The organism is Flavobacterium sp. GQ95, from assembly GCF_059758655.1.
In genome coordinates, this window is sequence record NZ_JCAXEB010000014.1 from 117,934 (window position 1) to 144,516 (window position 26,583).

Here is a 26,583-nt window from a genome sequence, read left to right on the forward strand (position 1 = left end):
AATTATTTATTATTTTTTTTTGCCACAGATTAAAGGATTAAATTGATTTAAAATCTTTGTCCGTTCGCCACGAATTCACGAATTAGCTTAAAATAATTCGTGAATTCGTGGCGAAAAAAAATCATTGTAATCCTTTAATCTGTGGCAAAACTACAAAGATTTTTCAGAATGTTTTTTAGTAAAAGCCGTTAAAAGCAAATAACTCAACAGACCAAAAAACAGCGCCGAAACGGATGCTAAAATAAGACTTCCGACGATATATTGTGTAGCATTTTTTTGAATATCATCAAGTGTAATCGAACTGTCTAAAATTAATGGAACATCATTAGTGACAAAATAGCTTCCCATTTTTAAAGAACCGTAGATAACAAAAGGAATAAACGGTGGAAAACTAACGTTTGAAGACAAATAGGCAATGACCTTATTAAGCTTAAATAAAGCAGCAAAAGTAAAAAGCAAAATGGTCTGAAAACCCCAAAAAGGAGAAATTCCAATAAAAACGCCTAAAGCAATGGCAGCCGATTTTTTAAAATTGGAATCTTTGCTTTCTAAAATATCTTCAAGAAAGAATTTTTTAAAACCTTTTTTTTTTGCTCTTCGAAAGAAGTCTCTTGGTTTGATATACAAAAGAGCATTCGTTACCAAAACGGTATTTAAAATACTAATTCGTGTAAAATCACGGAAAGGGCGAAAATGAGAAACACGTTCTGCCGGATCGTACAAAACCTGAATCGGAATGTTTTTTACTGTAATTCCTTTCCATGCTGAACGGACAATAACTTCAATTTCGAACTCAAATTTATTGGTATAAAATTGTTTCGGAATCAATTGTAAAGGATATAATCGAAAGCCGGATTGCGTGTCTTCCAATTTAATTCCGGTTTCAAATTTGAACCAAAAATTAGAAAATTTATTTCCGAAACTGCTTTTCTTTGGCACATTTTCCTGCGTCATATTGCGGCTTCCAATCAGTAAAGAATTGGGTTCGTTTTGAATTTCGGCAATAAAATTCGGAATATCCGAAGCAAAATGCTGTCCGTCAGAATCGATGGTAATAGCATATTCGAATTTCATTTCGATTGCTTTTCGAAATCCATTTCTAAGCGCGCGACCTTTTCCTAAATTTTTAGGATGATGAATTTGAGTAAGCCCCGAATAGGATTTTAAAATTTCTTGTGTTGAATCTGTCGAACCGTCGTTAACGATAATGACATTGGGGGTAAAATCCAGAACAGAATCCAGCACTTTTTTAAGTGTTTTGTGGTTATTGTACGTTGGGACAATAACACAAAAGGAAGTGGAATCTGGAAGATCGTGCTGTGACAAAGTAGGTTTCATTTTGGAGTTTTGCTTTCGCCTACTTAACGAATTGTTTTTCTTTTTCAGAGAAACTTTTCGATTGTAAAATAAAGTCTTTTAAGTAATCTTTTAAGGCAGCATTTTGCTCTGCATAATGCTCCGTAATATATTTTTTATCTTCTTTAATATTCTTTTTGTAACCCGTAATTCCAGGAACATTTTCCTGAATACTCAATCGAATCAGTCTGATCTCAATGTTATTTGGTTCGCTTTTTATAGTCGACTCCAATAATTTTGCACCTTCTTTAAAACGATCGATTTTATCCTTTAATTTTTTCTCCAACTTTGAATCCAATAAAATCGAAGCAGCTTTATAAGCCACTAAAGTTTTATCATCTGTGTTTGAAATCCCAGACAAATTTTCTGAAAATTCTTTAGCGTTGCTTTCTGATTTTGTAACGCCAGTATACATTTTTCTGATTGCGGCCAAGTCTGGCGTACCAGCAAAATTAACCCATAAAAGGAATGTTAATAGCAGTTTCATAGCTCCAGTTTTTTATAGACATTGCTCAATTTTAAAGCAACCGTCTCGTTAAAATAAGTGGTGTTTTTTACCTTCACCAAATTATCTTCAGTCGTTGTAATATCTAGTTCTAAACGCAATTCCGGATTATTCTCCGGATTAATAAGCGCCATGAATTTTACGTTGGCAAGCGTCTGAATCATTAAAGTACTTTCAGTTATTTTTTCTGTCAGTTCTTTTATAATCTGAATCATGCAAACTCCCGGCATAATCGGGTTTCCCGGAAAATGGCCTTTGAAAATTTCATGTTTTTCATTGACCAAAATCGTAATATTATATTTAGAATCAGTTGTTTTTTCTTCCGAAAGAACTTTGTAAAAATCTTTTAAAACCATTTTGCTATTTTTTTCCTCCAAAGGCATAAGAAAGTCCTAATTGAAAATTGACATTGGTATTGTAACTTCCAAATAAATAATAATCATTTCGGTCATTATAATAGGAACTATCAAATACATCCAATATACCTTTTTTTAATCTGGCTTCAAACGTAAGACCAGAAGGCAAACGATACGCAATACCAGTAATAAACGCTAAATCATTATACATTTCTACTTTGTCCAAATTATCATTTACAAGAACATCTACTGCAGGACCAAATTGTATTTGAATTCCGGGTCCAAATGTCAATTTATTAAGAAGCGTAAAGGATAAATAACCCATTTGCAAATCACGAGATTTTACTATTTCGGTTTGGGTATTATCATTAAAATAATATCCAACATTATCAGAACCCTGTCTGCTATACGTTATTTCAGGCTGAAGCGCATATTTTTTTGTAATATTTATTTCTCCAAAGGCACCAATATAAAAATCAGTTTTATAACTGGAACGCGTTTCTGAAATAGTCGAAAACGAAAAACCCCCTCTTAAACCTGGTTTAAAAGAAGTTTGTGCACCAGCTTGTTGAAATGCAAAAAAAGCTGTTGCGGCGATTAGTAAATTTCTATACTTCAAAATGATTATTTTACTTTAAAAGTATAACTAATACCAAACTGAAAAACCTGATTTAAAATAACCTGATCATAATAATAGTCATCATAATCAACACCATCATAACCGTAAATATCAATAAATCCTTGTTTAAATCTGGCTTCAAAAGTTAATCCGTTTGGAAGGCTGTAACCAATTCCGCCTACAAAAGCAAGATCTGTATCAATCGGATTATATCCGTATCGTCCAAAATTGTCGCTAGTTTTAAAATCGAGTGATGGTCCTGCCAAAAGGTGAAAACCACCTCCGCCAAAGTTAAACTTTGCAACCGCGCCAAGTGTTACATAATTTAATTCATATTTTGTATTTTCAAACGAATCATCGTCTACAAAATATTCACGTCCTTCGGAACCTTGTCTTGAATAAGTTAATTCAGGCTGAAGTGTAAAAAACTTATTGAATTTGATTTCGACTAGACCTCCAATATAATAATCAGACTTCATATTATTGTTATCAATATTGGTTAATCTTGAAAGATTTAAACCACCACGAATTCCAGGACTAACTCTGACTTGTGCTTGTGAAGTTACAAGGCCAATAAATAAAACGAATGCAATTAAGGCTATTTTTCTCATTTGGTTTAGTTTAGGTTAATGTGAATTTTACTCTGATTTAAAATAATTTAGCTCAATTCTCAATTTGATATTCTGATGTAAAATGACAACTTTTTTAGCAAAAATATCGTTTTCTAAAGTAAAAGTAATTGTTATTTTTTCTTTTGTTTTAGAAGAACGAACTAGTTTTTCTAATTTCTGCTCTTTTTTGGAGACGAAAAGATAGTTGTCCCGATTCCCGTCTGCCGATTTATAAATGTTATCCGATTCATTTTCGAACTGTTCCTGAATCAAATATTCTTTTTTAAGAAGTAGTCTAAAATCTTCTTTCAGCGTATTGATCAGGATTTTTTTATCTAATTCCGATACAATCGAATTGACTTTAAAACTCTTTTCAGAAATCTCAAAATCGAACAATTTGTTACCAAATTCGGTTGTAAAAACAACACGATGTGTGGTGTCATTTATTTTCTTGGCGATAAAGATTCCAGACATATCATGACCGTAAACTGTAATGTTGGTTTTGTAAACATAATCGGTTTTGGGTTCAGAAAAATAAGGAACTACATAAGACGTTTTGTCTAATTTTTTAGGCGTGTAATTTTTAGTGACCGAGCCACAAGAAACCAAAACAATTGCCAAAAAGCAATTAATTAGTAAAAACTGAATCGTCGATTTTTGCATTGATCACTTTATTTTTAAGTACAATTCGGGTATAATCTTCAGAGGATTCTAACAATTTAACCTGAATTACAGTTGCTTCTTCTTTATCGAAAGTCAGTTCGATTTGTTTAATGTATTTTTTCAAAGCAGCATCTTTAGGAACAAATTTCGCAATATTTTGTCCTTTTGATTTGAAGTACGAAATCGCAAATTCTTTGTCGTCAAACATATTTCCGCTCACACTTCCAACAATTAATTTATTGATGCGTCCAAATATTTTGCTGTTGCCAATATCAACTGCACTTTTCTTTCCTTCGTCGTTAATCAGGATTTTACCATTTTTAAAAACGATACTGTAATTGTATGGTTTTTTGTATTGCCATTGTAAAAGATTCGGTTCCTTAAAAATCATTTTTCCAGATGTTTCAATATCCTTGGATAAAAAGTCCATATGTTTATATTGAACGAAATCGGTACTTAAGGTTTTGATTTTTTTGGAAATCACATTTACGTCCTGCTTGAAAGCTGCAATTTCGGCATCGGTCATTTTTTGTTCTTGTGCAAAAAGTGACGAAGTACAAATGGTTAGGATAAAAAGAAAAATATATAGTCTAGTTTTCATATGCTTTAAGATTCAAAAGTTCTTCCACAGAAATCACTTTATAATTGTTTTGCTGTAAAAATTGCAAAAACTGTTCCAATACTAAAACAGAGTGTAATCCCGTGTCGTGCAAAAGTACGATTCCGCCGGGAGAAACTCGTTTTATTATGCGATTGAAAATTAAATTTTGGTCTTTTGTACTGCCGTCAAGCGAACGAATATTCCAGCCAATTACTTTATGACCGGTTAATTTTAAGGCTCTGCGAATCGAAGGTGTTGTAACTCCGTAAGGCGGACGAAAGAAGTTTATTTTTTTTGAAGTGTATTTTTCAAGAAGCTGATCCGTTTTCTTAATTTCTTCTATGATTTTCCTAGCATTATAAAAATCAAAGAACTTCGAATGCTTATAAGAATGATTGCCAACCAAATGACCTTCAGCAATAATTTGTTTGATGATTTCCGGATGTGCTTCGATATTTTTCCCAATGCAGAAAAAAGTGGCTTTTGCATTGTGTTTTTTTAGCAATTCTAAAACTTCTAAAGTAAAAATACTCGGGCCGTCATCAAAAGTAAGAGCAATTTTTTTTTCTGTTTCCGACGGATTATGGCAGAACGCTTTTATATGATAATTGGAAGAAATTCGGGCAGAACCAAAAGCATTTATTCCGATCCAGATTAAAATTATCCCGATAAACCATAGTAAATGTATTGCTGTATAGAGATTCAGAAGAAGCAGTAAAAGCAATAAAAAGAGAAAGAATAACGAAATGTTTTTATGCGTTATCATTTTGAAAGTAACGTAAAACTATGATTTTTTCCATTTATCTGATTGTACAATAAAATGGTATTGTAAGCTGGTTTTGTAACCGAATTTACTTTTACGATTTTCGGAATTTCCTGCGTTTTTATAATTTTTGATGCCATCCACAAAGCAAAAGCCGAAGCTGTATCGTATTCTCCACTCAAATGTTTATAATACAATTGTGGTGTTTTTGCGAAAGCATTTTCAGCCAGATTTTTGTAATAAACATCAGATTCAATATTTCCACCAAAACCAAAAACAACAGCATCGACGTCTGAAATTTCTAAATTATTGGCCTTTAAAAAAGCAATTAGTTCCGATTCAATTTCGTTTACTTCCAGTGTATTTCTGATTTCAATATCTAAAATTTCAGCATAAGTCGAATCTTTTCTTTCGTTTTCTAAAACAAAAAAACTCGCGCCTTCGCCATAAACAACTCCGGTTGAAGTTGTATTTAAAATATCAGAAGGAAGGTCGTTTTCTTTTTTAATTCGTCCTGCCAATTTAAAAAGTGACATGGTATATTCGCCGGTTTCGTCAATGCCACCAACCAAAATCGAATTGGCTTCGTTTTCTTCAATCTGCATTTTCGCATCCAAAAGCGCCGACTCAAAAGAAACTGCTCCGTTTACGTATGTAAAATTGTAACCTTTACATTGTAATGATAAAGCAATTTGAGCGCCAACCGTATTATGTGTGGATTGGATAAAAGATGTTGGAGTTAAAAACTCTTCATTATTGTCCAGGATATTTTTCAGGAATTTTTCAGAATCTTCAATGCATCCTAAACCAGTTCCGGTAATAATCGCGTCTACATTTTCGATGTTCGCATCTTTCATGGCCAGGGCCGAAGCTACGATTCCGTTTTTTACTCCTTTTGCCATTCGTCTTGCTGCGGCAGGAGAAATGTAATCTTTGTAAACCGGAGACACAATTGAAAGAACAGTTTCGCTTGTGTTAATGATAGCTTCTTCTAAAAAAACAGTATCAAATGTTTTTTGAGTCGAAATACAACCTACTCCATTTATATATGTTTTTTTCATTTGTTAGCAGAAAATATAAGGGTTGAACAATTTCCTCCAAAACCGAAAGAGTTAGATAAAACGTGTTCGATATTTTTCATTTTTAAAGAAGTTTGAGGTTGCAACTCAAATTCTTCCATTGGAACTTCGAAATTCAAATTTGGATATACTACACTGTTTTGAATCGCCAAAACACTGTAAACGGCTTCAATTGCCGCTGCTGCCGCTAATGTATGGCCTGTAAAAGGTTTGGTTGAACTGAAATCAGGCACTTTTCCATCTTCATAAATTCGGAGTAAGGCTCTTCCTTCAGATAAATCATTATTGGGAGTTGCGGTTCCGTGAACGTTAATGTAGTCAATATCAGAAGGTTGTAAACCCGAAACTTCAAAAGCTTTTTTCATCGCTAAATAAGCGCCGTCGCCGTTTTCTGAAGAAGCCGTTTGATGAAAAGCGTCGTTTGCATTTCCGTAACCTGAAACTCTTGCCAATACTTTTTTGTTGTATTTCTCAACCATTTCATCTGATTCTAAAACTAAATAAGCGGCCGCTTCACCCAGGTTTAATCCTTTTCGGGTATTGTCAAAAGGTTTGTTGTAATCGTCTGATAAAATCATCAAAGTTTTAAATCCGTTGATGGTGAATTTTGCCAAAGCATCCGTTCCGCCAACAATAACACGGTCTAATTTTCCGCTTCTGATCAATCGCGCTCCCAGCATAATCGAGTTTGCTGCCGATGAACAGGCCGTACTAATTGTGGTAACCATTCCTTTCAAACCTAATTCTGAAGCAATTTTTTCAGCCACATCGCCGCCGTCATGACAGGAAATGTATTTTACAAGATCCGGATTTTCGAAGTAATCGTAATAATGTTTTTCAGTCATGTCCATACCTCCAACACTTGTAGCCGAAATAAGTCCGGTTCTAAATTCGTTTATCGAGATGATTCCGGCATTTTCAACCGCTTGTTTGGCTGCTAAAGTGCCAATCATCGCGGTTCTCGAAAAATTATTATTTTCAGAAAGCTGTAATTCGGCAACCAATTCTTCGTTAGTTTTTTTGATCTCGCCAACTTTAATCACATCGGCATGAACAGTCGGAATATTTTGGATTCGGGAAATGCCAATTTTATTTTCGATTAACGAAATATAATTTTCTTCGACTGAATTTCCAATCGAAGAGATAATTCCCATTCCGGTTATTGCAATGCCCTTTGTCATTGTAGATTATTAGATTTTTGGATTTTTGGATTGTTAGACTTTTAAATTATATAAATAAGAATATCCAATAATCTAAAAATCGTACAATCTAAAATCTATTTTGTTCTGTTCGCGCTAATGTAAGCCGCCATAGTTTCAATCGACTGGAAAATTGATTTTCCTTCTTTCGGATCCACCAATTTAATTCCGTAATCTTTATCTAAAATCACGATTAATTCAAGTGCATCAATCGAGTCTAAACCTAAACCGTCTCCAAACAAAGGATCGTTATCAGCAATGTCTTCGATTGCGATATCTTCCAAGTTTAAAGTTGTAATGATTTTATTTTTTAATTCTTCTTTTAATGCTTCCATGATGAGTTATTATATAATGTATTGATAGTCTCGTTCGTATATTCTGTATTTTCTTCTTTGCTTATTGTGCAAAGAAACGCTTTGTAATCGTCATTAAAAAATTCTACCCAACCACAAAGCACGACATCTGCTTTATCCGAATTTAGTAAAATATTCGAATAATTCGACATAAATTCGGTGTTGAAAACATCAAATATAAAGAAAGAATTCTCGCTTTTCAACTGATGGCGAATACTTATTTCGCCCAGACAAATATTTGGCAGTGTATAAACAAAAACCGCCGGACTCGGATAATAGTTTTCTTTGTCCGAAATAGATTCCTGATATTTTACATCAGTATCCAAACTCGATGATTTATTGGCCAAAACCAAAGCGATATTATTTTCTTCCTCAGAAGAAGTTATCGGACTCAAAAGCAATTCGGCACCTAAAAAAGCCAATTTACTCAAAGCATCCATTTTAAAAAACTTCGGATATTGAATGTCAAAATTGCGATACGCCTGTTTGGAGAAATCAGCAAAATTAGTTGGTTCAATTTTGAATACAGAAGCTCCGTTCAAAACAATTTCGTTGTTTTGGATTGTGAGGTAGGATTGTATGTAGGTTTTTTTTTGAGTCATTATTTTGATTTAACACTAATTGCACTAATTTGCACGGATTGTTTTTGAGTTTAAATTAACTAATTAATTTGTGAAAATTTGTGTAATTCGTGTTTCGTTTTCTCAAAAACCACGGCCGTATTACAACCTCCAAATCCAGAAGCCGTTTTTAGAAAAATTTCAATACTTGCCTCTTCGTTTTTCTGAATAACATTAATCCTTTCGCTTACGCCGATTTCATCAAAACCTTTCGATTCAAAAAGTGTATTTTGATTGGTTGATTCAATTGCGATTACCGTTTCCAATAATCCTGAAGCGCCCAATGTATGACCGTAAAATCCTTTCAAACTATTGACCGGAACGTCTTGTAAATCCAAACGATTTAATGCAATCGCTTCCATTTCATCATTGAAAGGAGTTGCGGTTCCGTGCGCTGAAATATAATCGATTTGATTGGAATTGATCTTCGCTTCTTTCATCGCATTCTGAATACTTCTGAACAAACCTTCGCCTGTTCTTGATGGTCCGGAAATATGGTTCGCATCGTTTATCGAACTGTCTCCAATAATTTTTATTTTAGCATTTCTGGCTTCCGCTGAAACTAAAACAGCAGCTGTTGCTTCGCCCAAACTTACGCCGGTTCTGTTTTTAGAATAGGGTTTACAAGGCAAATCGCTCATTGCCTGAAAAGCATTAAAACCAGACAATACAAATTCTGAAACTTCGTCGCCGGCAACGACAAAAATGGTATCATAAAGCTCCGACTGAATCATTCTTTTGGCAACTGAAATCGCTAAAATTCCAGAAACACAAGCATTCGAAACTACGATTGGCGTTGTTTGAAATCCGAAGAAATCAGCAACATTTTTTGCCAAAACATCTAAATGGGCATTTTGAAAACTCGCTTCAGAATGCTCTTTTAAAGCCGTAACATTTCCTTTTGTGGTCGAAAGTATAAAAGCCGTTTTCGAATTTAACTCAACTCCGGAATTTTTGATCATCGGCTCTAAAGCCAAAATCATCATTTTCTCTAAACGAGAATATTTGGTTTCAGTACTTATTTTTTCAAAAGCACTTTTTATTTTTTCATCAGAAATAACAGAAGCATAAAACGGATTCGGCATCAAGGAAATATCCTGATGCAATTGAATTCCTGAATCGCCACGCAAAATCGCTTCGATGTTGGAGTCAACATCAAAACCTAAAGGCGTGATACAATTGGTTTCATTTATATATACTTCTCTTATCATTTTGTAATTTTTGCTGTCCTGCAAGGTTTTCAAAACCTTGTAGGTATTTTAAAGCTTTGTCTGGAAAAAATGGCACGCAGATTTAAACAGATTAAAGCAGATTTTTATATAACGCTGCAAGGTTTCCAAAACCTTGCAGGAAAAAGGTTCAACAATTGATTTGGTCAATTGTTTGCTATTTTATATTTAATTATATTCTATAACATCATCTATCAAAAAAGATTTTTCTGATTTTATAATTTTTATATCTCTTTTATAGTCCGTTTTAAATTCTGTATCACTTAGTATAGTTTGAAAAACATAACTATTCTCGTTTCCTGATAATAAATTACATTCTGTAATTTCAATTTTCCCCCCAATCTTGTCCGGATATTAAAAAACCATATCCTATTCCTGCATATTTTGTGTCGTACTTATTTTTCCACTTATTTTCAAATTCTGTTTGAGTCATTGCTACGTCAGTATCTAAGTCAACATTTGTAGCTTCAGTTTTATATTCCTCATACGTTTTGGTCGTTATCCCTGACATTTTAGGAAAGTCTTTTTTAAAATAAGCGTTTACAGTTTCAGTTAACCATTTTTTTGCATTTTTGGAGTCAATGGTTTCTGGGAGGCTTTCTTTTTTTTCTATTTTAGTATTTTCAGCTGTAGTTTTTTCAACAGGTTTTTCTTTTTTTGTCGTCTCCTTTTGGCAAGAAATTGAAATTAAAACTATTAAAAATAACATTACAGTTTTCTTCATAATTTGTTTTGAGTTAAAGTTATTTTAGAAATATAACCGGTAATTTTTAATTTATTTTAAAAGCCCCACTTTACGTTTCCATTCCTCATAAAAAGGAGGATTGGTCAGCATTAAGTTTCCTTCTTTATCTAAAAATACCTGAACGGTTTCTCCGGTGCAGGCCACTTCGCCTTTTTCGTCTATAATTCTAAAACGGTAAATTATTTTTGCGGCTGGTGTATCGACAACGGTTGTTTCAATCGTTACAACATCGCCGTAACGCAAAGATAGTTTGTGTTCGCATTTTGATTTTACAATTGGCGTTGTAAAACCGGTTTTGGCAATGTCTAAATAGGTAAGTCCGTGTTCGCGTCCAAATGCTTCTCTTCCATCTTCAAAATAGGTAATATAATTGCCGTGCCAAACGATTCCAAGAGGATCAGTTTCGTTGAAACGAATTCTGATTTCGTGCGAAACGGTTAGGGAAGTGGCTTCGTTATACTGTTCTTTTCTTTTTGTCATAAAATAAGGCAATGGAAGTTGTGATTATAAAGAACAAAAATAGCAAACTTATTTTTGGGATGATTTCGAGGAAAGAAACGTTGCGCAATAAAACGTCATAAAAAGCTTCCAATCCCCAATTCATAGGCGATGATTTCGCAATGATTTGCATAATTTTCGGCATAGCAAAAACAGGAACCCAAACCCCTCCAACGGCAGCTAAAATGATTACACTCGTTGCACCAAACGGAGCCGATTGTTCCTGAGTGCTCGCCACAGTTCCCAATAAAATTCCGAAACCAATTGCGGCAAAACCAGAAAATAAAGCAACAATACTCATTAAAAATAAATGTCCTTCAACGTTTAATGGAGGTAAACCAATATGCGGAAATAAGAATATTGCGACTGCAACCATCATGTAAAACTGAATCATACAGATCATTAAATACGTAATGGTTTTTCCGATAATCACGATTAAATTCGAAACAGGATTGGTCAATAAACGCACAAACGTTCCTTGTGATTTTTCTTTTACAATATTGATGGACAACGGAATCACAATAAAAAATATCGCAAAAAGTGTCCAGGCAGGAACGTTATGCTGAACTGAATTCGGCAAAATTTCTTTGTTGTTTATTCTTGGAATTATTTCTTTAAAAGTAATGAAACTCTTTTGGTCGAATTGTGTATTTTCTTCGCCCAATTGATTTTGAAAAGTCGTATAAATGGACTTGGTTTCAATCTGAGAAATCATTTTGTCAATAGCGTTCATAACTGAAGTTTTGAAACTCATTTGAACAGCCGGATCAAAATACAATTTAACTTCTTTTTGCTGTAAAACTTTTGAATTTTTAGGTTCGGCAATAGAATCGGTAAAACCCATTTTGCTCACAATGTTTTGTACATTCTGATCTACTTTGGCTTGCAAATCAACACTTAAATCTTTCGGAATTACAATCGCCAATTTAAATTTTCCTTTGTAAACATTTTCTTTGGCAACTTCTTCTGTAATTGGCTGATTATCGATTTTCGTTATAATATCGAATGCATTATTCTTTTGCAGATTATCAAAAACTGTTTTTGAAACCGAACCTTTGTCGTTATCTACCAATAAAATTTGAATTTTATTGTCGCTTACGGTTTTAAAGGTACTATCCTGAATGATAGTAACCGTGATTACCAATATCAAAGGCATGACAAATAGAATAATCAAACCGCCTAAATCGCGTTTCAGCAATAAAAATTCTTTTACGACCGACATCCAAATTTTATATAGCATCTCTAAAGTCTTTACCGGTTAATGAAATAAAAACTTCTTCAAGATTTCTGGCTTCTTCGACAGACGCAATCAAAGTGGATGGCGTGCCTTGGGCGTAAATTCGGCCTTGGTCTAAAATGGCAATTGTGTCGCAGAAATCTTCGGCTTCAGCCAAATGGTGCGAAGTATAAATAATCGTTGTTCCGTTTTGGTTTAATACTTTTAAATAATCCAAAATAGCATTTTTAGATTGTACATCAACACCAACGGTTGGTTCATCCAAAAACAAAACTTTCGGATTGTGCAGAATTCCGGCAATCAAATTGACTCTGCGTTTCATTCCGCCTGAAAAGGTTTCAATGCGTTTGTCGGCAAATTTTAAAAGTCCCAAAAGATCTAAAGTTTCAATTACTTTGTCTTTTAAATAAGAACCTTTCAAGCCATACATACTTCCAAAATAATGTAGGTTTTCACGAGCTGTCAAGGTTGGATAAAGTGCATATTCCTGAGGAACAACGCCAATGATCTTTTTGATTTTGGAGGAATGATGCGAATAATCCAGATCATTAATCGTAAAATGTCCTGAAGTTGGTTTGATCAATCCGCAGAGCATTGAGATTAAAGTAGTTTTTCCGGCACCATTTGGACCTAATAATCCAAAAATCTGACCTTCGTTTATCTCCAGCGAAACGTCGTTCAAAGAAAACATTTCTGCGTCTTTGTACTTTTTCGAAAGGGATTCTATTTTTATAATGGAATTCAAAATATAGTTAGCTGATTGCTTTTTTTAGTTTTTTGAAAAAGATTTCCTCGCGATTGGCGATATCCAAAAGTTCATCGGCGATGGCGTTGTAAGCGTCTTCTTTGGCACTTCTGTTTTTGTAAATTCGGGAAGCTTCAACGGCAAAATCTCTCCAGGAATCTCCAATTTGAGTCATTTCTTTCGAAAGATTTTTCAATTCTTCATTACCCAAAATAACCGAAGCTTCTTGTAAAAATGCGGCATAAATAAAACGGAAACCACCGCCTCCGGTTCCAATTTCTTCCTGCATGCGCACCATTTGCGCCAGATAATGATTGGCTTTTCTGACACCGTGTTTTGCGGGCCATTTCCTGATTCGGCGGGAAACAAATCTAATTCCGCGAACACCTACAATTGGCATTGGCGCTAGCATAGTGCGACACGTATCTTTGATTCCTTTGATGATCGCACTTTTGAAATCAACTTCACTCGGAACTTGGATTGGATAATACATTTGGCCTCTTGGCGCAAACGCTCCTTTGGCAAAACGTACTTTGTCTAACTCGTCGTGTGTTAAAGTGGTAACAGTTTCCATCACAGGATCGCTAATCAGATAATCGGTTTCGGTTTTTCCGTAAACGACTAAATTGTGTGCGTTGAAATGAAAACGGTATTCATCCGGAAAATAAGTTAGGTTGTAAACACCAACTTGCAATCCGGTTGGAATATTATTTTTTAAATTTTCGTCTAAAGCCTGAGTAGCATTTGAAACAGAGGAAAATTTTTGTCTTTTTATTTTAAGATTTAAACGGCTTGCGACTTTATTAAAAATTTGTCCGGGCAAAGTTCTGTAACTGATGGCTGGCGCGTGGTTTACTTTTATAAAAGGCAAATACACGAACAAAAGTCCGGAACCAATTCCGAAAACCATCGGTTCGCTGATGTTTAGTCCGCTGTTTTTTAGCAAATTTGAAGCTACTCCATTTTCACAATGAGCAGATTGATGGTGTGTAAAAGTAACTTGCATTAATCTGTTTTAAAGTTTTTTAATTCGGCTATTGAAATGTCAAAAGCGTCGGCATATTTTTGTAAAATTTTATCACTTAATTTAGCGAAAACGGTTGGTTTAAAATGTCTTTTTACGCGCCATTTCCACATATCAACATAACCGGCAAGAATCGTAAGATCCATTTTATTGAGTTCCATATAATAGCAAATCGGACTCAATTCTCCAATCTGAACTTTTAGTTTTGCTTCTTCGGCACGCTCTTTTATATCATCGATCGCGTTCGAAAGTGCAATGGCTTTTGGTTCCCAACCCGTACTTAAAGCGGTTGTATAATTGCCGTTTTCATCTGTGGCGTAAACCAATTCTTTGAGGTTCTTTTTGCTTAAATTTCCATCGTGCTGAGGTACATTTTCTTTTTCCATGACGGGTTTAGTTTTCAATTAGAATTAAGTTGTTGCCGAAATCGTCTTTTGAATAAACAAATTAATTTCGCATTCTAAAAGTAGTAGGTCTTCGAGTAAGCTTTCACAGCTCATTGTGCATAAAGTATAATCGTCGCCAACAAATTTTGTAACCAAAGTTGCTTTGGTTGTAATGCTATCACCAACTTTTGGCAATGAATGTATTTTTACATTTTTTAAAGCGCTGATAAAACCTATAACGCTAACATTCTCATTTTCTGTGCCATCTTCATCAAAAAAATACTTTTTACCGACAATTGACGAACAAGTTTGCGCTGTGTTTTCGATTAAACCGGCTTCTGTAAAAGTGTTGTTGTCGACAAAAATATTGTCTTCTTTGATCAAAAAAATAGTTTCTACGAAGTTGGCATCGATATCTAAAATCAAATCGACCATCAGCATCGGAGCTCGATGAGGTAAGTAATTTTGGATATCAACTCCCACTTTCATAGTTTTATTTGGCTAAAACGGTTTTCATTTGTCCGCTTGCAATTTCTTCATCATTCAAAAAAGTCACAATGTCAACCAAAGTGATTCCCCCAAATTCCTGTAAAATCGTAATGGTCGATTGAATCGTATCGTTGATTTGAGGCAATTTTTTGATTTCGATATCTTTAATCGAACCGATGTAACCAGTTGGTGCAGTTTCGTTTTTCAAAAAAAACTGATAACCGGTATGCAAAGCCACAGACTGCGCCATATGTTCAATTAAACCCGCTTCCAGAAAAGTATTATCTTCTAAAAAAATATTGTCATTTTCAATTTTCAAACCAGCAACCAATGAAGTTTCAGAATAAGAAAATAGGCGATCTACCATTACAAAAGGAAACTTCTGTGGCAATAAATCTCCAACCGTTTCTTTTTCTAAAAGTATAGTAGTTTCCATTAGCAAACGGTTAAATATGCATACGCAAATGAGAATCTTCCACTTTCAGGAACAGACAATAAAATACGGTCTCCTTTTTTTAATTGGCCAGAGTTCATTAATTCTTCAACAGCAATATAAATCGATGCCGATCCAACATTTCCAACTCTCAAAAGGTTCATAAACCATTTTTCATCGGTAATTACGATTCCTTTTTTGTTTAAGCCGTTTTTCAATCCTTCCACAAAAAAGTGAGACGAAACGTGTGGTAAAAAATAATCAACTTCTTCGCCGGTAACATTATGTTTGGCCATTGCATCGCTCATGCTTTCGACACCTTTTGGCAGAATGAATTCGTCTAATAATTTTACATCCTGTTTTACAGCAAAAACAGATTCGTTTAGCCATTCATCAGGTTTGAAATCACTCCATGGTTTAATTTCTCCATTTTCTAATTTATCTCCGCCGGCATACATGCAAGCTTCCAGTTCGAAGGCATAAGAATACGATTCCATCCATTCGATTTTTAAGGAAATGTCTCCACTTGGTTTGTTTTCTAATAAAAAAGCTCCTGCTCCATCAGACAACATCCAACGTAAAAAATCTTTTTTGAAAGCAATAATAGGCTGCGCTTCCAGATTTTTTAAGTTGATGATTTCGTGATTGTATTTTGGAGACGAAAGCCAGGTCGAAACTTTTTCAGATCCTGTGCAAATCGCGTTTTTAGAATTTCCTGAGCGTATCGAAAGAAAACCATATTTCAAGGCATTCATTCCTGAACAGCAAATTCCCATCGAAGAATTTAATTCTACCGATCTATTTTTTAATAAACCATGAACCATTGCGGCGTGTGATGGTGCTAAAACATCCGGTGATGAGGTTCCACAGGAAAGCACTTCGACATCCTGATCTGTGAATTTTTCATCAAATAATTGTACAACAGCGTTTCGTGTCAATTCAGCATTGCTGTGTGTACTTTTGCCTTCTTTATCTACAGCGTAATATCGGCTTGTAATTTTATTATTACGCAAAATAATACGTCTTGCTTTTGAGGCAGTATCATTTATAAGACCCAAATAATTTTCCATTTCATCATTTGAAACAGCTTCATTTGGTAAATACTTTGCGGCTTTGGTAATATATACGTCAAACATAATTTAATTTCCTCTTCTAAACTCCCTGATAATATTGAGTTTCCTTTTTTATTTTTTTGAACTTAAATGGATAGGTAATAAGATGCAATATATAGACTATTGGTGAGATTAGCCATATAGCCAAGAATAAATAAACATAAAATATTTTAAGAAGCGTTTTTCTGTTTTTTTTATTTTTATGAATGATATTAGACCATTTATTAAATATTTTATTCGCTGTTTTATCTACCGTCACTAAATACGAACTGATTTTTACAGCACCTATTTCGGCTAATTTTGGTTGTAAATCGTCTAATTTGTTTTGATTGAATTGGGAAAGTATTACTTCTCCAAATTTATTCGATTCCTGAATGTCTTTATCCGAAACGCCAGGCAATGGAAAAAAGCCTAAATATTTTTTCTTAACTCCGGAAAACATCCAGTGTACAATCGTAATCACACTGATTAAATTCCCGACACGATCGACCAACGCAACATTTCCAACCAATTTCGCATTTACATCACGCAATAAAACTTTGACTTTTTCCTGCGCCATAATCCACATATTTCTGGAACCGTTGATAGTAATGACAGGTGTATTGTTCAGAATGGTTTTAGCTTCAGCACTTTTCAGAAAAGAGTTCATTGGGATTGAAGGCGATAAATACCAAACCTGATAATGCAAAAGAACAAGATCGTATTTTATATTCAGAATTTCCTCAGAAACTGGTTTTAAGGCCGTTGGAATTTGTAAAAAAGACTCCGGGAAAGCATCAAAAAAAGTAGTTTTATTCCAGGGAAAAGGAAAAGGTTTTTCTAATTGAATTTCGTGAAAAGTTACCTTTATTTCATTTGAGTTTAAAAAGGGTTTTGCAATATTTCGCGCAATAGATTCTAGTTGCCCGGATTGAGAATAAAAAATAACGAGAACATTTTTCATTTGATTTGAAGGCTTTGGTTGCAAACAAAAATAAGTAAATTTATTTAAACGAATTTTCTTCTTTTATCTGCCCTTTTTGTGTGAACCCATTCTGGCCATGTCGAAGAATCTTCGGCATCATAAATTCGGATTTTCTGATTTTCATCTTCAATTAATAAATCATCTGATGTGCAGCCTAAAATTGCTGCAGCAGCTGCAACTCCTGAATATGTTGCGCCTGCAACGCCATGTGATAATGTACAGGCTCCGCAAAGAAACAAATTTTCGATTTGAGTTTTGTTTTTAAACGAAAACGGACCAACCTGATTTAATGTTTTTTCGGTTCCATAAACATTTCCTTTAGTCGAATTGATATAAAATTCATTGGTTTTTGGTGTTCCTAATTCGGCCTGAATAATATGCTGTTTGGCATTCGGAATTATCTTTTCCAGATTGTTCATCAGTTTATTTATGATTTTTTCTTTGAATTTTTTGTAATCCTCATTGTGATAATCTTCTAAATCATTATAATCTTTTAAATGATCATAATTGACATAGGTTACAATTTCAAAATTATGAAAGCGACCATTAAAACTTGCCGGATCTTTAAGGGTTGTACAACTTATAAATACAGACGGAAATGAATCTCCTGAATCAATTGCATCACTCATTAAATGCTCAAAATTAGCATCATCATTTTCATCTTTCATCATCCAGATATTGCCAGAATCAATATCATATAAAGTAACATCAATATCGAGTGTGAGGAATAAAATTAAAGAAGAAACAGAATATTTTGTTTTTTCGAGTTTTTTGAGAAACGATTTACTTAGATTTACTTTATCGATTAAATTTAAATAAGTGATGGACGGGTCTGCATTTGAAACAATATTTTTTGCGAATATTTTTTCGCCGTTTTCAAGCTGAATTCCAATTGCTTTTTTATTTTCGATCAGAATTTGGCTTACGTTTTGTTTTACACGTATTTCGCCGCCATGTCTTTTTACTCCGTTTGTCATTGCTTTTACAATGCCGCCGCCGCCGCCCATTGGATAAAAGCCTCCATCAAAATAATGATTCATTACCGAGCAGTGTACAGGAAAACAGGCACGATTTGGCGAAAGCCCATGATCGCCGCACTGAATGTTAAGAACGGCTTTAAGCATAGGATCTTTAACATACCAGCCTATTACTTTTTTTAGCGGAAAGAGTGCAAATTTTCCAAAGTGTTTGGTGCGAAATGGAACGGTAATGTTTTGCCAGAAACCTTTAAGTTTTGGAATTAACTGCAGTTCATAATTCACTTTTTGAACCAATGAAAGATATTCGTGAATGTTTTTTTCTTCGTGTGGAAAATGAGAAGAAAGTGTTTTTTTTAGATTTTCGACTCCGGCCGGCAAATCAAAAGTAGTGTCTCCAATTAAGCAATGCTCATAAGCGTTTTTATTCATTCTGAAAAAAACCATGTCATTGGCAATTCCCAGACCCCTGTACAAATCATTGGTAGTTTGACCTTCTTCTAAAAGTCCGACATAATGTACGCCGGGACTAAAACGCTGTTTGTTTAAGGTAAAACTATGACTCCATCCGCCGGGAACATAATGTTGTTCAAGTACCAAAACTTTTTGTCCTTCTCTTGCAAGACAAATGGCAGTGGACAAACCTCCAACTCCGGAACCAATGATAATCGTGTCAAATTCCTGCATACGTTACTTTAAGAGTTGTAAAGTATAAAAGAACGATTTTTAATTGTAAGATCTTATTTTATTTTTAACTGATTCCAAAAATCAAAGTAATTGAACCACTGTAAAGGATATTTTTCCAACATTGATTCGACACTGTCAATATACGCTTTTAGCAAACCTTTTTCGTCACGGTGTTTGACTATCGCTTCGCGCGCATACAAATGATAATGCAGGTTTGATTCTTTCATTACATACACAAAAACAACGGGCACTTTTAATCGCGAAGCTATTAAAAATGGTCCTGCAGGAAAGTGAGCGCTTTTACCAAGGATTTCTGCAGTAAGTGATTTTGTGCCTTCAAAATAACGATCGCCCGTAAAACAAACTAATTCATTATTGGCTAAGGCCGCATTGATCTCAAAAATGTGAGACAAATCATCTCTGATAATGATGAATTTAACGCTTGATTTTTGGGTAACGCTTTCTAAATAATTTTTGATTGCAGAATGCTCTAAATCTGTAGTGACTAAATTGATCTGAAATTCAAGATCGATATCGCCTAAAAAATGTTCTGCAATTTCAAAATTTCCAATATGAGCGCTAATTAAAACACCACCTTTTTTTTCGGACAAAAGTTTTTTTAAAATTTCTATTCCGTCAAATTCATAAGTGAATTTGTTTCGCATTCCGGCTGAAATGGAAATCTTGTCAATAATAGTCTGTCCAAAAGTGTAGTAACTTTTGAAAACCATTTTTTTTGCATAGAAATTGGAATACTGGAGCCTTTCTTTGAAATAATAAAAAATAGCGCGATTGCTTTTCTTTAGAAACAAAAAATAATAAGAAGCGACAAAATAAAGTAAGACATAAGCAGACCTGACACCCGCTTTTTGTATCAAAAAAACGAATATTCTATAGCCTAAAACTGTTCCTTTGGATTTGCCATCCCATTTGCTCATTAAGCAGTTTTAGCTTTTAATTTGGTTTCAATCAGGTCATAGAAGTTCTGAAAAGTAGCGATTCCGACAAAATCAGCTTCAACTAGTTTTACACCAAAGTTAGCTTCAATAGAAACAACTAAATCAACATAATCTAAGCTGTCTAACCCAAGTGTATCTTTTAAATTAGCATCTGGTTCAATGTCGTCATTGTCTACTTCAAATTCATCAACCAAAAAACCATTAATTCTCGTTATAATCTCTTCTTTATTCATTGTTCAATTTAAACTTTTTAACCACCAACGCAGAGTTGGTTCCTCCGAATCCGAAGGAATTGGACAAAAATATGTCAAATTTTTTGTTTAAAGTGGTTTTGACCAAATTTAATTTAGCGGCATCTTCATCGGGATTGTCTAAATTGATGTTTGGAGCAATGAAATCGTGCTGCATCATTAAAATAGAATAAATAACTTCGCTGGCTCCGGCCATCCAACATTCGTGACCAGTCATTGATTTTGTTGAACTTACATAAGGATTTTTCTCACCAAAAACTTCAAATATCGCTTTGGCTTCATTTCCGTCTCCAACGGGAGTTGAAGTAGCATGTGCATTTATATAATCAATATCGGCTGCTTTTAATTTGGCATCGTCAAGCGCTCGTTGCATGGCTATAGATGGACCTTCGACATTTGGCGTTGAAATATGTCCACCGTTTGATGAGAATCCATAACCACAAACTTCGGCGATAATATTGGCTCCTCTTGCAATGGCCGATTCATAACTTTCAAGAATTAAAGTGGCTCCTCCGCCTGACGGAATTAATCCGTCACGATCTGCATCAAAAGGTCTTGAAGCTTTTTCAGGCTCACTTTCTCTATTCGAAAAAACGCCCAATCCATCAAAACTGCTCATCGCATATTTGTTGATTTCCTGTGCTCCACCAGTGATAATAATATCCTGAAAACCGCTTTTTATTAAGAAATAAGCCAAACCAATAGAATGTGAGCCGCTCGCGCAGGCCGCACTTACCGTTAAATTGATGCCTCGAAGTTTAAAAATTGTTGAAAGATTCATCGTAACCGTCGAATTCATCGATTTGAAAATTGCTCCGGAACCTATTAGGGCTGTATCTTTTTTCTCACGAACAATATCTGTGGCATCGATAATGGCTTTAGAAACACTGTCGTTTCCATACATAATTCCGACTTCGCGCTCATCAAAAAAAGCATCGTCGATATTGGCATTTTTCAATGCTTCGATAGTGGCCATATAAGCATACTCGGTTTCTTCACCAATGCTCATACGTTGTCTTCGGGTCAGTAAATTTTTTAAATCCGCTTTTGGAACCATGCCGGTTAAAGCCGATTGAAAACCAAATTCTTTTCTATCAGAATCAAACTGAATACCCGATTTTCCGTTGTATAAAGATTCCTTTACTTCATCTAAAGAAGTTCCGATACAAGAATAAATTCCCATTCCAGTAATTACAACTCTCTTATTCATCGTCTTTCAAAGTAATTTTTTAAGAATATATTCCCCCATTTATATTGATAATCTCACCAGTAATATAGCTTGCTTTTTTAGAAATCAAAAAGCTTACCAAATCTGCCACTTCTTCGGCTTCGCCAAAACGATTGACCGGAATTAGCTTTAATAATTCTTTTTCATCCAGCTGACTCGTCATGTCTGTTCTGATAAAACCAGGAGCTACAGCATTTACTGTAATATTACGTTTGGCAACTTCTTGTGCTAATGCTTTTGTAGCAGCAACAATAGCGCCTTTTGCAGCTGAATAATTGGTTTGTCCGGCCGTTCCTTTTACGCCCGAAACCGAAACCATATTCACAATTCGGCCATATTTATTGCGAAGCATTTTTTGAATAAAAAATTGCGTCACATTAAAAAATCCGTTTAAACTTGTATTAACAACTCCGTTCCAGTCTTCGGGAGTCATCCACATAAAAAGACCGTCTTTTGTAATTCCGGCATTATTTACAATAGCTTCAACAAGCGCTTCTGGGTTGGCTTCCTGCCATTTTGTTAAAGTGTTTTGTACGTCTTCAAAATTAGAAACGTCAAAACCCAGAATTTCTCCGGTTGCTCCTAATTTTTGTATTTCCTGAAGTGTTGCTTCGGCAGCCGTTTTATTCGAATGATAATTAATCAGAATATGATAATTGGCTTCGACGGCTAATTTTTTACAAATAGCACTTCCAATTCCTCTCGAACCGCCTGTTACTAATACACATTTCATTTATGTAATTTTTATTTTTTTATTGGAGATAAATGTTATTTCTTTTTTTTGACTACAGGTTTAGCTGCCGGCTTTGCTTGTTTTATTTCCTGTTTTGGCTTTTCAGCTGCAGCTTCAATTATCTCTTTTTTTTCTGATCTTGAAAATAACTCAGCGTTTTCAAACCATTGATTGCTGACTACAGTTCCGTCTGGTTTAAGAAAACCCCATTTTCCTTCGTTTTTTACTCTTGCAACACCGTCGATAAATCCTTTATCCTGTTGTACAAACATGGCGATAATTCCGTTGGTTGTAATTCCGTATTGTGTTGGGATTACTATTTTTCCAGTTTCATTGATAAATCCCCAGTTTTTTTCTTTTACCGGAGCCAGTCCATTTGAGCTGAAAACTTCAGCATCGCTATAAGTTGGCTCAATTACAAATTCTGCTTTTGGGTTGATATATCCCCATTTAGAACCCACACAAACCGGAGCTAAATTTTTTGAGAATGCTTTTGCTTTATCGTATATTGGAGTAATTACCCAATTTCCTTTTAAATCAATAAATCCAATTTTTCCGTTCTTTTTGGCAAAAGTCAGATCTTGTGTTTCAAAGTCCCAGATTTTCTCTGCTCCGTCAACCGGAATAAATTTTCCGTCACTTACAATTCCGAAAGTTTTATCTTTTCTTGCCCAGCTGGTGTTTTTAAAATAATTGCCTATTTCATCATAAGTTGGCTCTACTAATTCTTTACCAGAAGTATTAATAATTCCCCATTTTTTATTGCTTTCAACTCTGGCAAAACCATTTTCAAAAGATTTGATCTGATCGTATTTCGGTTCCAGAACAACTGTCATTTTTGAATTGATCAATCCAACTTTATCGTTTTGTCTTATAAAAGCAACGCCATTGTTAAAATCAAATACTTTATCAGAAGCCGGGGCTTTTTGAATTTCTCCTTTTGTATTGATATAAACCCAATCTTTGTCTTTTTGAACAACGGCAATTCCGCTATTAAAATCTTTGGCATCCTTAAAATCGGCTGGAATTACCCAGGCTCCTTTTGTATCAATGAATCCCCATTTTCCATTTTCTTCTGCAGCTGCCAAACCTTCAGAAAAGCTTTTTGCAGATTTGTATTTTGGCTCAATTTTAAAATCTCCATTTTTGGAAATATATCCAATTTTAGAATTTTTTTTAACTAAAGCCAGTTCCTGACTATTAACAAATTGAATGCAGCAAGCAAATAAAAAAAGAAGTATTTTTTTCATGATTTAAAGGTTCAATATTAATAATGTGAAATTAAAATTTAACTGTTGATCAGATAATCTTTTACTTGCTGTACAAACGGGTACATTACCTGATCTTCCTTAAATACCGGAATTATATTTCGAACATCATCGTACCATTTTTTGGTAACCGATGAAATTTTATCTTTTTGGTTTAAATAATCAATTGCCTGAACAATCGTGATCATTTCAATGCTCAAAACTTCAAAAGCATTTTCGATTACTTTTGAGGTAATCACGGCCGCGTTTGTTCCCATACTTACAATATCCTGATTGTCATTGTTGTTTGGGATACTGTGAACGTACATTGGGTTGGATAACATCTGGCTTTCGGCAGTTGTTGAGGTTGCGGTGAACTGAACACCCTGCATTCCGAAATTAAATCCTAAAGTTCCTAAATTGACAAACGGAGGAAGAATTTCGTTGATTTTTGAATTCAGTAAATAATTCAATTGACGTTCTGCCAGCATCGTTAATTTGGTAATAACGATTTTTAGTTTGTCCATTTCAAGCGAAATATAATCGCCATGAAAATTACCTCCGTGATAAACGTGTTTGTTTTTTACGTCGATAATTGGGTTGTCGTTTGCCGAGTTAAATTCGTCTTCTAAAATAGAAGCAACATTGTTGATCGTTTCTAAAACCGGACCTAAAATTTGAGGTACACAACGCAATGAATAATATTCCTGAACTTTTTCTTTGAAGATTTCCTCAGTGTTTTCTCCGGAATATAAATGATCTTCTCTTTTACGGATCAGGGTACTGTCAGAAAGATTTTCTCTCATTCTTGAGGCTACTTCCTGTTGTCCCTTATGACGTTTGGTTTGGTTTAATTCTGCAGAGAAATGATCGTCATAAGCCTGAACCAATTCGTTGATGGCGCAGGAACATTTTAAAGACCAGTCTAATAATTTGTTGGCATGATGCACATTTACAACGCCAATTCCTGTCATAACCGAAGTTCCGTTGATCAAAGCCAAACCTTCTCTGATTTCTACCTGAATTGGTTTTAAACCTTCAATTTCAAAAACTTCAGGAGTTGGTCTTCTTTCTCCTTTATAAAAAACTTCGCCTTCGCCAATTAAGACCAAAGCCAAGTGTGATAATTGTACTAAATCGCCGCTCGCACCAACACCTCCGTGTTCAAAAATTAGAGGCGTAATATCTCTGTTGATTAATTCTGCCATCAAATGGATAACAGAAGGATGAACTCCTGAATTTCCTAATGAAAGCGTATTCAATCGAGCTAAAATTGCTGCTTTTGCACAAACCGGACTTAATGGTTTTCCGGTTCCTGAAGAGTGGCTTCTGATTAAATTATATTGTAGCTGAATTTGGTCTGACTCTTTAATTCTATATTGAGCCATTGGTCCAAAACCAGTATTTACGCCATATATTATTTTATTTCCTGAAAATTCTTTCAGAAAGTTAAAGCTTTCGTTTACCCGATTTAAAACTACATCGCTGATTGCAACTTTGTTATTTCCAAAAATAATGGCTTCGAATTCTCCTAAACTTAAATATTCATTAATTGTATTCATTAAATCGGTTTTGATTGTGCTAATTTAATTTTATTTATCAAAATAAATGTAGTTATTTTGATGAAGGCAAATGTAAGTTAATAATCGGTAACATTTTTATTATGACAAAGGAGTTTGTTGATGTTTTAGTGATTGGTGCAGGACCTTCTGGATGCGTTTCGGCATCGTATCTTTATAAAAATAATATTAAGATAAAAGTGGTGGAGAAAACAAAATTTCCAAGACTTGTGGTCGGCGAAAGCCTTATTCCGCGAGTGATGGATCATTTTGCGGAAGCTGAACTTTTTGAATGTCTCGATGCGATGAATTTTGAAAAAAAACTCGGGGCTCGTTTTATCAGGGGAGAAGAAATTTGTGTTTTCGATTTCAGTCAGAAATTTGGAGAAGGCTGGGATTGGACCTGGCAGGTGCCGCGCGCTGATTTTGACAATACAATGGCAGAGGAAGTCGTTAGAAAAGGAATCGATTTGGAATTTGAAACGGAGGTTTTGGAAGTTTCTTTTGAAGGAAAAAATTCGAAAACCATTGTAAAAGACAAAGACGGAAATTTAAAAGAAATTCATGCAAAATTTATTATTGATTCCAGTGGATACGGTAGAGTTTTACCAAGACTTTTAGATTTGGATACGCCATCAAAATTAGATCCGCATTCTTCGATATTTACTCACGTAAAAGATATTAACCGACCAGAAGGCGAAGAAGGAACCCAGATTTCATTTGACATTCTGGAAACTGAGGTTTGGTTGTGGGTTATTCCGTTTTCGAATGGAAATACAAGTTTAGGCGTTGTTGGCCCGACTGATTTTATTAATTCACTTTCAGAAAATAAAGATAATGCCGAAGCTTTGCGAAATGCAATTCAGATGTCGGATTATTATATCCAAAGATTTAAAGGAACCGAGTTTCTATTTGAACCGGTAAAACTGGAAAATTATTCAAGAGCCGTAAAAAGAATGTATGGCGATGGTTTTGCGTTAACAGGAAATAGCTCTGAATTCTTAGATCCGGTTTTTTCATCCGGAGTTGCCTTTGCGACCGAATCCGGAATGTTGGCAGCAAAATTATACATAAAAGAATCGCAGGGAATTGAAGTAGATTGGGAAGTTGAATTTACTGAATACATGAAAAGAGGAATAGCTGTTTTTACTACTTATGTGAAAGAATGGTACACCGGAAACCTTCAGACCTTGTTTTTTCATCAACCGGAAAACCCGGATGTGAAAGAAAAAATTTGTTCGGTATTAGCCGGATATGTCTGGAATGAAGAAAATCCTTTTGTAAAAAAACACGATCATGTGATCAGGAATATGGCCTATTTACTGAACATGCAAAAAGAACAAAGCCCTGAATAA

Annotated in this window: 31 protein-coding genes; 1 reads left to right on the top strand and 30 read right to left on the bottom strand. The window is 34.6% G+C overall.

Annotated features, from left to right (window positions below):
• Positions 1-150: 150 nt before the first annotated feature.
• From AC6CH4_RS22180 to flxA, 30 genes are all read right to left on the bottom strand, one after another.
• Positions 151-1,338, bottom strand: a complete 1,188-nt coding sequence (locus tag AC6CH4_RS22180) for a DUF2062 domain-containing protein (RefSeq protein ID WP_498106855.1) — start codon at positions 1,336-1,338, stop codon at positions 151-153.
• 19 nt (positions 1,339-1,357) lie between these two features.
• Positions 1,358-1,843 carry a hypothetical protein gene (locus tag AC6CH4_RS22185; RefSeq protein WP_498106857.1) on the bottom strand — a complete coding sequence of 162 codons (486 nt, stop codon included), beginning with the start codon at positions 1,841-1,843 and terminating at the stop codon, positions 1,358-1,360.
• Entirely contained in the window at positions 1,840-2,217 is a 378-nt protein-coding gene (locus AC6CH4_RS22190; protein WP_498106859.1) for an ApeI family dehydratase, read from the bottom strand. Before AC6CH4_RS22190 ends, AC6CH4_RS22185 begins: the two co-directional genes overlap by 4 nt.
• A 4-nt stretch (positions 2,218-2,221) precedes the next feature.
• Positions 2,222-2,836 carry an outer membrane beta-barrel protein gene (locus tag AC6CH4_RS22195; RefSeq protein ID WP_498106861.1) on the bottom strand — a complete coding sequence of 205 codons (615 nt, stop codon included), beginning with the start codon at positions 2,834-2,836 and terminating at the stop codon, positions 2,222-2,224.
• 5 nt (positions 2,837-2,841) lie between these two features.
• Positions 2,842-3,447 (bottom strand): porin family protein, encoded by a 606-nt coding sequence (locus tag AC6CH4_RS22200; RefSeq protein ID WP_498106863.1) that lies wholly within the window; start codon positions 3,445-3,447, stop codon positions 2,842-2,844.
• Between the two features lie 27 nt (positions 3,448-3,474).
• Entirely contained in the window at positions 3,475-4,110 is a 636-nt protein-coding gene (gene lolB2, locus AC6CH4_RS22205; protein ID WP_498106865.1) for a flexirubin biosynthesis protein LolB2, read from the bottom strand.
• Positions 4,076-4,711 carry a flexirubin biosynthesis/transport protein LolA2 gene (lolA2, locus tag AC6CH4_RS22210; protein WP_498106867.1) on the bottom strand — a complete coding sequence of 212 codons (636 nt, stop codon included), beginning with the start codon at positions 4,709-4,711 and terminating at the stop codon, positions 4,076-4,078. Before lolA2 ends, lolB2 begins: the two co-directional genes overlap by 35 nt.
• On the bottom strand, positions 4,701-5,477 hold the full coding sequence (locus tag AC6CH4_RS22215) for a polysaccharide deacetylase family protein (RefSeq protein WP_498106869.1): 777 nt from the start codon (positions 5,475-5,477) through the stop codon (positions 4,701-4,703). Before AC6CH4_RS22215 ends, lolA2 begins: the two co-directional genes overlap by 11 nt.
• Positions 5,474-6,535 carry a beta-ketoacyl synthase N-terminal-like domain-containing protein gene (locus AC6CH4_RS22220; protein WP_498106871.1) on the bottom strand — a complete coding sequence of 354 codons (1,062 nt, stop codon included), beginning with the start codon at positions 6,533-6,535 and terminating at the stop codon, positions 5,474-5,476. The genes AC6CH4_RS22215 and AC6CH4_RS22220 overlap by 4 nt, the downstream gene beginning before the upstream one ends.
• On the bottom strand, positions 6,532-7,734 hold the full coding sequence (locus tag AC6CH4_RS22225; protein WP_498106873.1) for a beta-ketoacyl-[acyl-carrier-protein] synthase family protein: 1,203 nt from the start codon (positions 7,732-7,734) through the stop codon (positions 6,532-6,534). The genes AC6CH4_RS22220 and AC6CH4_RS22225 overlap by 4 nt, the downstream gene beginning before the upstream one ends.
• 95 nt (positions 7,735-7,829) lie before the next feature.
• Positions 7,830-8,087 (bottom strand): phosphopantetheine-binding protein, encoded by a 258-nt coding sequence (locus AC6CH4_RS22230; RefSeq protein WP_026727250.1) that lies wholly within the window; start codon positions 8,085-8,087, stop codon positions 7,830-7,832.
• Positions 8,075-8,707: a 3-oxoacyl-ACP synthase gene (locus AC6CH4_RS22235; RefSeq protein ID WP_498106875.1), complete on the bottom strand. Its 633-nt coding sequence runs from the start codon at positions 8,705-8,707 to the stop codon at positions 8,075-8,077. Before AC6CH4_RS22235 ends, AC6CH4_RS22230 begins: the two co-directional genes overlap by 13 nt.
• Positions 8,708-8,766: 59 nt before the next feature.
• Entirely contained in the window at positions 8,767-9,936 is a 1,170-nt protein-coding gene (locus AC6CH4_RS22240) for a beta-ketoacyl synthase N-terminal-like domain-containing protein (RefSeq protein WP_498106877.1), read from the bottom strand.
• 343 nt (positions 9,937-10,279) lie between these two features.
• A complete protein-coding gene (locus AC6CH4_RS22245) occupies positions 10,280-10,678 on the bottom strand; it encodes a hypothetical protein (protein ID WP_498106879.1) in 399 nt (132 codons plus the stop codon).
• Positions 10,679-10,729: 51 nt separating this feature from the next.
• The gene (locus tag AC6CH4_RS22250; RefSeq protein WP_498106881.1) at positions 10,730-11,179 is read right to left on the bottom strand and encodes an acyl-CoA thioesterase; all 450 of its coding nucleotides are present in this window, start codon (positions 11,177-11,179) and stop codon (positions 10,730-10,732) included.
• Positions 11,154-12,437: an ABC transporter permease gene (locus tag AC6CH4_RS22255; protein ID WP_498106883.1), complete on the bottom strand. Its 1,284-nt coding sequence runs from the start codon at positions 12,435-12,437 to the stop codon at positions 11,154-11,156. The genes AC6CH4_RS22250 and AC6CH4_RS22255 overlap by 26 nt, the downstream gene beginning before the upstream one ends.
• Positions 12,427-13,125 carry an ABC transporter ATP-binding protein gene (locus tag AC6CH4_RS22260; RefSeq protein WP_498106917.1) on the bottom strand — a complete coding sequence of 233 codons (699 nt, stop codon included), beginning with the start codon at positions 13,123-13,125 and terminating at the stop codon, positions 12,427-12,429. Before AC6CH4_RS22260 ends, AC6CH4_RS22255 begins: the two co-directional genes overlap by 11 nt.
• A gap of 61 nt (positions 13,126-13,186) precedes the next feature.
• Positions 13,187-14,185: a BtrH-related acyltransferase DarH gene (gene darH / locus AC6CH4_RS22265; RefSeq protein WP_498106885.1), complete on the bottom strand. Its 999-nt coding sequence runs from the start codon at positions 14,183-14,185 to the stop codon at positions 13,187-13,189.
• Positions 14,185-14,589, bottom strand: coding sequence for a flexirubin biosynthesis protein DarG (DarG, locus tag AC6CH4_RS22270; RefSeq protein WP_498106887.1), 405 nt, complete (start codon positions 14,587-14,589; stop codon positions 14,185-14,187). The genes darH and DarG overlap by 1 nt, the downstream gene beginning before the upstream one ends.
• Before the next feature lie 24 nt (positions 14,590-14,613).
• Positions 14,614-15,078, bottom strand: coding sequence for a hotdog family protein (locus AC6CH4_RS22275; protein WP_498106889.1), 465 nt, complete (start codon positions 15,076-15,078; stop codon positions 14,614-14,616).
• Positions 15,079-15,082: 4 nt separating this feature from the next.
• On the bottom strand, positions 15,083-15,514 hold the full coding sequence (locus AC6CH4_RS22280; RefSeq protein WP_498106891.1) for a hotdog family protein: 432 nt from the start codon (positions 15,512-15,514) through the stop codon (positions 15,083-15,085).
• Complete coding sequence (darB, locus tag AC6CH4_RS22285) at positions 15,514-16,647, bottom strand: dialkylresorcinol biosynthesis protein DarB (protein ID WP_498106893.1); 1,134 nt, start codon at positions 16,645-16,647, stop codon at positions 15,514-15,516. Before darB ends, AC6CH4_RS22280 begins: the two co-directional genes overlap by 1 nt.
• Before the next feature lie 16 nt (positions 16,648-16,663).
• On the bottom strand, positions 16,664-17,566 hold the full coding sequence (locus AC6CH4_RS22290) for an NADPH-dependent FMN reductase family protein (RefSeq protein WP_498106895.1): 903 nt from the start codon (positions 17,564-17,566) through the stop codon (positions 16,664-16,666).
• Positions 17,567-17,610: 44 nt separating this feature from the next.
• The gene (locus AC6CH4_RS22295) at positions 17,611-19,251 is read right to left on the bottom strand and encodes a phytoene desaturase family protein (protein ID WP_498106897.1); all 1,641 of its coding nucleotides are present in this window, start codon (positions 19,249-19,251) and stop codon (positions 17,611-17,613) included.
• A 53-nt stretch (positions 19,252-19,304) separates the two neighbouring features.
• Positions 19,305-20,189 carry a lysophospholipid acyltransferase family protein gene (locus AC6CH4_RS22300; protein ID WP_498106899.1) on the bottom strand — a complete coding sequence of 295 codons (885 nt, stop codon included), beginning with the start codon at positions 20,187-20,189 and terminating at the stop codon, positions 19,305-19,307.
• The gene (locus AC6CH4_RS22305; RefSeq protein ID WP_192186464.1) at positions 20,189-20,443 is read right to left on the bottom strand and encodes an acyl carrier protein; all 255 of its coding nucleotides are present in this window, start codon (positions 20,441-20,443) and stop codon (positions 20,189-20,191) included. Before AC6CH4_RS22305 ends, AC6CH4_RS22300 begins: the two co-directional genes overlap by 1 nt.
• Positions 20,436-21,671: a beta-ketoacyl-[acyl-carrier-protein] synthase family protein gene (locus tag AC6CH4_RS22310; protein WP_498106901.1), complete on the bottom strand. Its 1,236-nt coding sequence runs from the start codon at positions 21,669-21,671 to the stop codon at positions 20,436-20,438. Before AC6CH4_RS22310 ends, AC6CH4_RS22305 begins: the two co-directional genes overlap by 8 nt.
• A 19-nt stretch (positions 21,672-21,690) precedes the next feature.
• Positions 21,691-22,422: a flexirubin biosynthesis SDR family reductase FlxB gene (gene flxB / locus AC6CH4_RS22315; RefSeq protein ID WP_498106903.1), complete on the bottom strand. Its 732-nt coding sequence runs from the start codon at positions 22,420-22,422 to the stop codon at positions 21,691-21,693.
• A 35-nt stretch (positions 22,423-22,457) separates the two neighbouring features.
• Positions 22,458-23,672 carry a WG repeat-containing protein gene (locus AC6CH4_RS22320; RefSeq protein ID WP_498106905.1) on the bottom strand — a complete coding sequence of 405 codons (1,215 nt, stop codon included), beginning with the start codon at positions 23,670-23,672 and terminating at the stop codon, positions 22,458-22,460.
• A 38-nt stretch (positions 23,673-23,710) separates the two neighbouring features.
• On the bottom strand, positions 23,711-25,231 hold the full coding sequence (gene flxA / locus AC6CH4_RS22325) for a flexirubin biosynthesis tyrosine ammonia-lyase FlxA (RefSeq protein WP_498106907.1): 1,521 nt from the start codon (positions 25,229-25,231) through the stop codon (positions 23,711-23,713).
• A gap of 101 nt (positions 25,232-25,332) precedes the next feature.
• On the opposite strand from flxA, the gene AC6CH4_RS22330 reads away from it, so the two are divergent.
• On the top strand, positions 25,333-26,583 hold the full coding sequence (locus tag AC6CH4_RS22330) for an NAD(P)/FAD-dependent oxidoreductase (protein ID WP_498106909.1): 1,251 nt from the start codon (positions 25,333-25,335) through the stop codon (positions 26,581-26,583).

What these genes read in the sequence shown, in the direction of transcription:
- AC6CH4_RS22320 (WP_498106905.1), bottom strand. Translation starts at nt 23,672, where the DNA reads ATGAAAAAAATACTTCTTTTTTTATTTGCTTGCTGCATTCAATTTGTT.
- AC6CH4_RS22255 (WP_498106883.1), bottom strand. Translation starts at nt 12,437, where the DNA reads ATGCTATATAAAATTTGGATGTCGGTCGTAAAAGAATTTTTATTGCTG.
- AC6CH4_RS22180 (WP_498106855.1), bottom strand. Translation starts at nt 1,338, where the DNA reads ATGAAACCTACTTTGTCACAGCACGATCTTCCAGATTCCACTTCCTTT.
- flxA (WP_498106907.1), bottom strand. Translation starts at nt 25,231, where the DNA reads ATGAATACAATTAATGAATATTTAAGTTTAGGAGAATTCGAAGCCATT.
- AC6CH4_RS22235 (WP_498106875.1), bottom strand. Translation starts at nt 8,707, where the DNA reads ATGACTCAAAAAAAAACCTACATACAATCCTACCTCACAATCCAAAAC.
- AC6CH4_RS22290 (WP_498106895.1), bottom strand. Translation starts at nt 17,566, where the DNA reads ATGAAAAATGTTCTCGTTATTTTTTATTCTCAATCCGGGCAACTAGAA.
- lolA2 (WP_498106867.1), bottom strand. Translation starts at nt 4,711, where the DNA reads ATGAAAACTAGACTATATATTTTTCTTTTTATCCTAACCATTTGTACT.
- AC6CH4_RS22215 (WP_498106869.1), bottom strand. Translation starts at nt 5,477, where the DNA reads ATGATAACGCATAAAAACATTTCGTTATTCTTTCTCTTTTTATTGCTT.
- AC6CH4_RS22185 (WP_498106857.1), bottom strand. Translation starts at nt 1,843, where the DNA reads ATGAAACTGCTATTAACATTCCTTTTATGGGTTAATTTTGCTGGTACG.
- lolB2 (WP_498106865.1), bottom strand. Translation starts at nt 4,110, where the DNA reads ATGCAAAAATCGACGATTCAGTTTTTACTAATTAATTGCTTTTTGGCA.
- AC6CH4_RS22230 (WP_026727250.1), bottom strand. Translation starts at nt 8,087, where the DNA reads ATGGAAGCATTAAAAGAAGAATTAAAAAATAAAATCATTACAACTTTA.
- AC6CH4_RS22240 (WP_498106877.1), bottom strand. Translation starts at nt 9,936, where the DNA reads ATGATAAGAGAAGTATATATAAATGAAACCAATTGTATCACGCCTTTA.
- AC6CH4_RS22225 (WP_498106873.1), bottom strand. Translation starts at nt 7,734, where the DNA reads ATGACAAAGGGCATTGCAATAACCGGAATGGGAATTATCTCTTCGATT.
- AC6CH4_RS22245 (WP_498106879.1), bottom strand. Translation starts at nt 10,678, where the DNA reads ATGAAGAAAACTGTAATGTTATTTTTAATAGTTTTAATTTCAATTTCT.
- AC6CH4_RS22260 (WP_498106917.1), bottom strand. Translation starts at nt 13,125, where the DNA reads ATGTTTTCTTTGAACGACGTTTCGCTGGAGATAAACGAAGGTCAGATT.
- AC6CH4_RS22330 (WP_498106909.1), top strand. Translation starts at nt 25,333, where the DNA reads ATGACAAAGGAGTTTGTTGATGTTTTAGTGATTGGTGCAGGACCTTCT.
- AC6CH4_RS22190 (WP_498106859.1), bottom strand. Translation starts at nt 2,217, where the DNA reads ATGGTTTTAAAAGATTTTTACAAAGTTCTTTCGGAAGAAAAAACAACT.
- AC6CH4_RS22275 (WP_498106889.1), bottom strand. Translation starts at nt 15,078, where the DNA reads ATGAAAGTGGGAGTTGATATCCAAAATTACTTACCTCATCGAGCTCCG.
- AC6CH4_RS22220 (WP_498106871.1), bottom strand. Translation starts at nt 6,535, where the DNA reads ATGAAAAAAACATATATAAATGGAGTAGGTTGTATTTCGACTCAAAAA.
- AC6CH4_RS22305 (WP_192186464.1), bottom strand. Translation starts at nt 20,443, where the DNA reads ATGAATAAAGAAGAGATTATAACGAGAATTAATGGTTTTTTGGTTGAT.
- darH (WP_498106885.1), bottom strand. Translation starts at nt 14,185, where the DNA reads ATGCAAGTTACTTTTACACACCATCAATCTGCTCATTGTGAAAATGGA.
- AC6CH4_RS22300 (WP_498106899.1), bottom strand. Translation starts at nt 20,189, where the DNA reads ATGAGCAAATGGGATGGCAAATCCAAAGGAACAGTTTTAGGCTATAGA.
- AC6CH4_RS22295 (WP_498106897.1), bottom strand. Translation starts at nt 19,251, where the DNA reads ATGCAGGAATTTGACACGATTATCATTGGTTCCGGAGTTGGAGGTTTG.
- darB (WP_498106893.1), bottom strand. Translation starts at nt 16,647, where the DNA reads ATGTTTGACGTATATATTACCAAAGCCGCAAAGTATTTACCAAATGAA.
- AC6CH4_RS22200 (WP_498106863.1), bottom strand. Translation starts at nt 3,447, where the DNA reads ATGAGAAAAATAGCCTTAATTGCATTCGTTTTATTTATTGGCCTTGTA.
- DarG (WP_498106887.1), bottom strand. Translation starts at nt 14,589, where the DNA reads ATGGAAAAAGAAAATGTACCTCAGCACGATGGAAATTTAAGCAAAAAG.
- AC6CH4_RS22310 (WP_498106901.1), bottom strand. Translation starts at nt 21,671, where the DNA reads ATGAATAAGAGAGTTGTAATTACTGGAATGGGAATTTATTCTTGTATC.
- AC6CH4_RS22280 (WP_498106891.1), bottom strand. Translation starts at nt 15,514, where the DNA reads ATGGAAACTACTATACTTTTAGAAAAAGAAACGGTTGGAGATTTATTG.
- flxB (WP_498106903.1), bottom strand. Translation starts at nt 22,422, where the DNA reads ATGAAATGTGTATTAGTAACAGGCGGTTCGAGAGGAATTGGAAGTGCT.
- AC6CH4_RS22250 (WP_498106881.1), bottom strand. Translation starts at nt 11,179, where the DNA reads ATGACAAAAAGAAAAGAACAGTATAACGAAGCCACTTCCCTAACCGTT.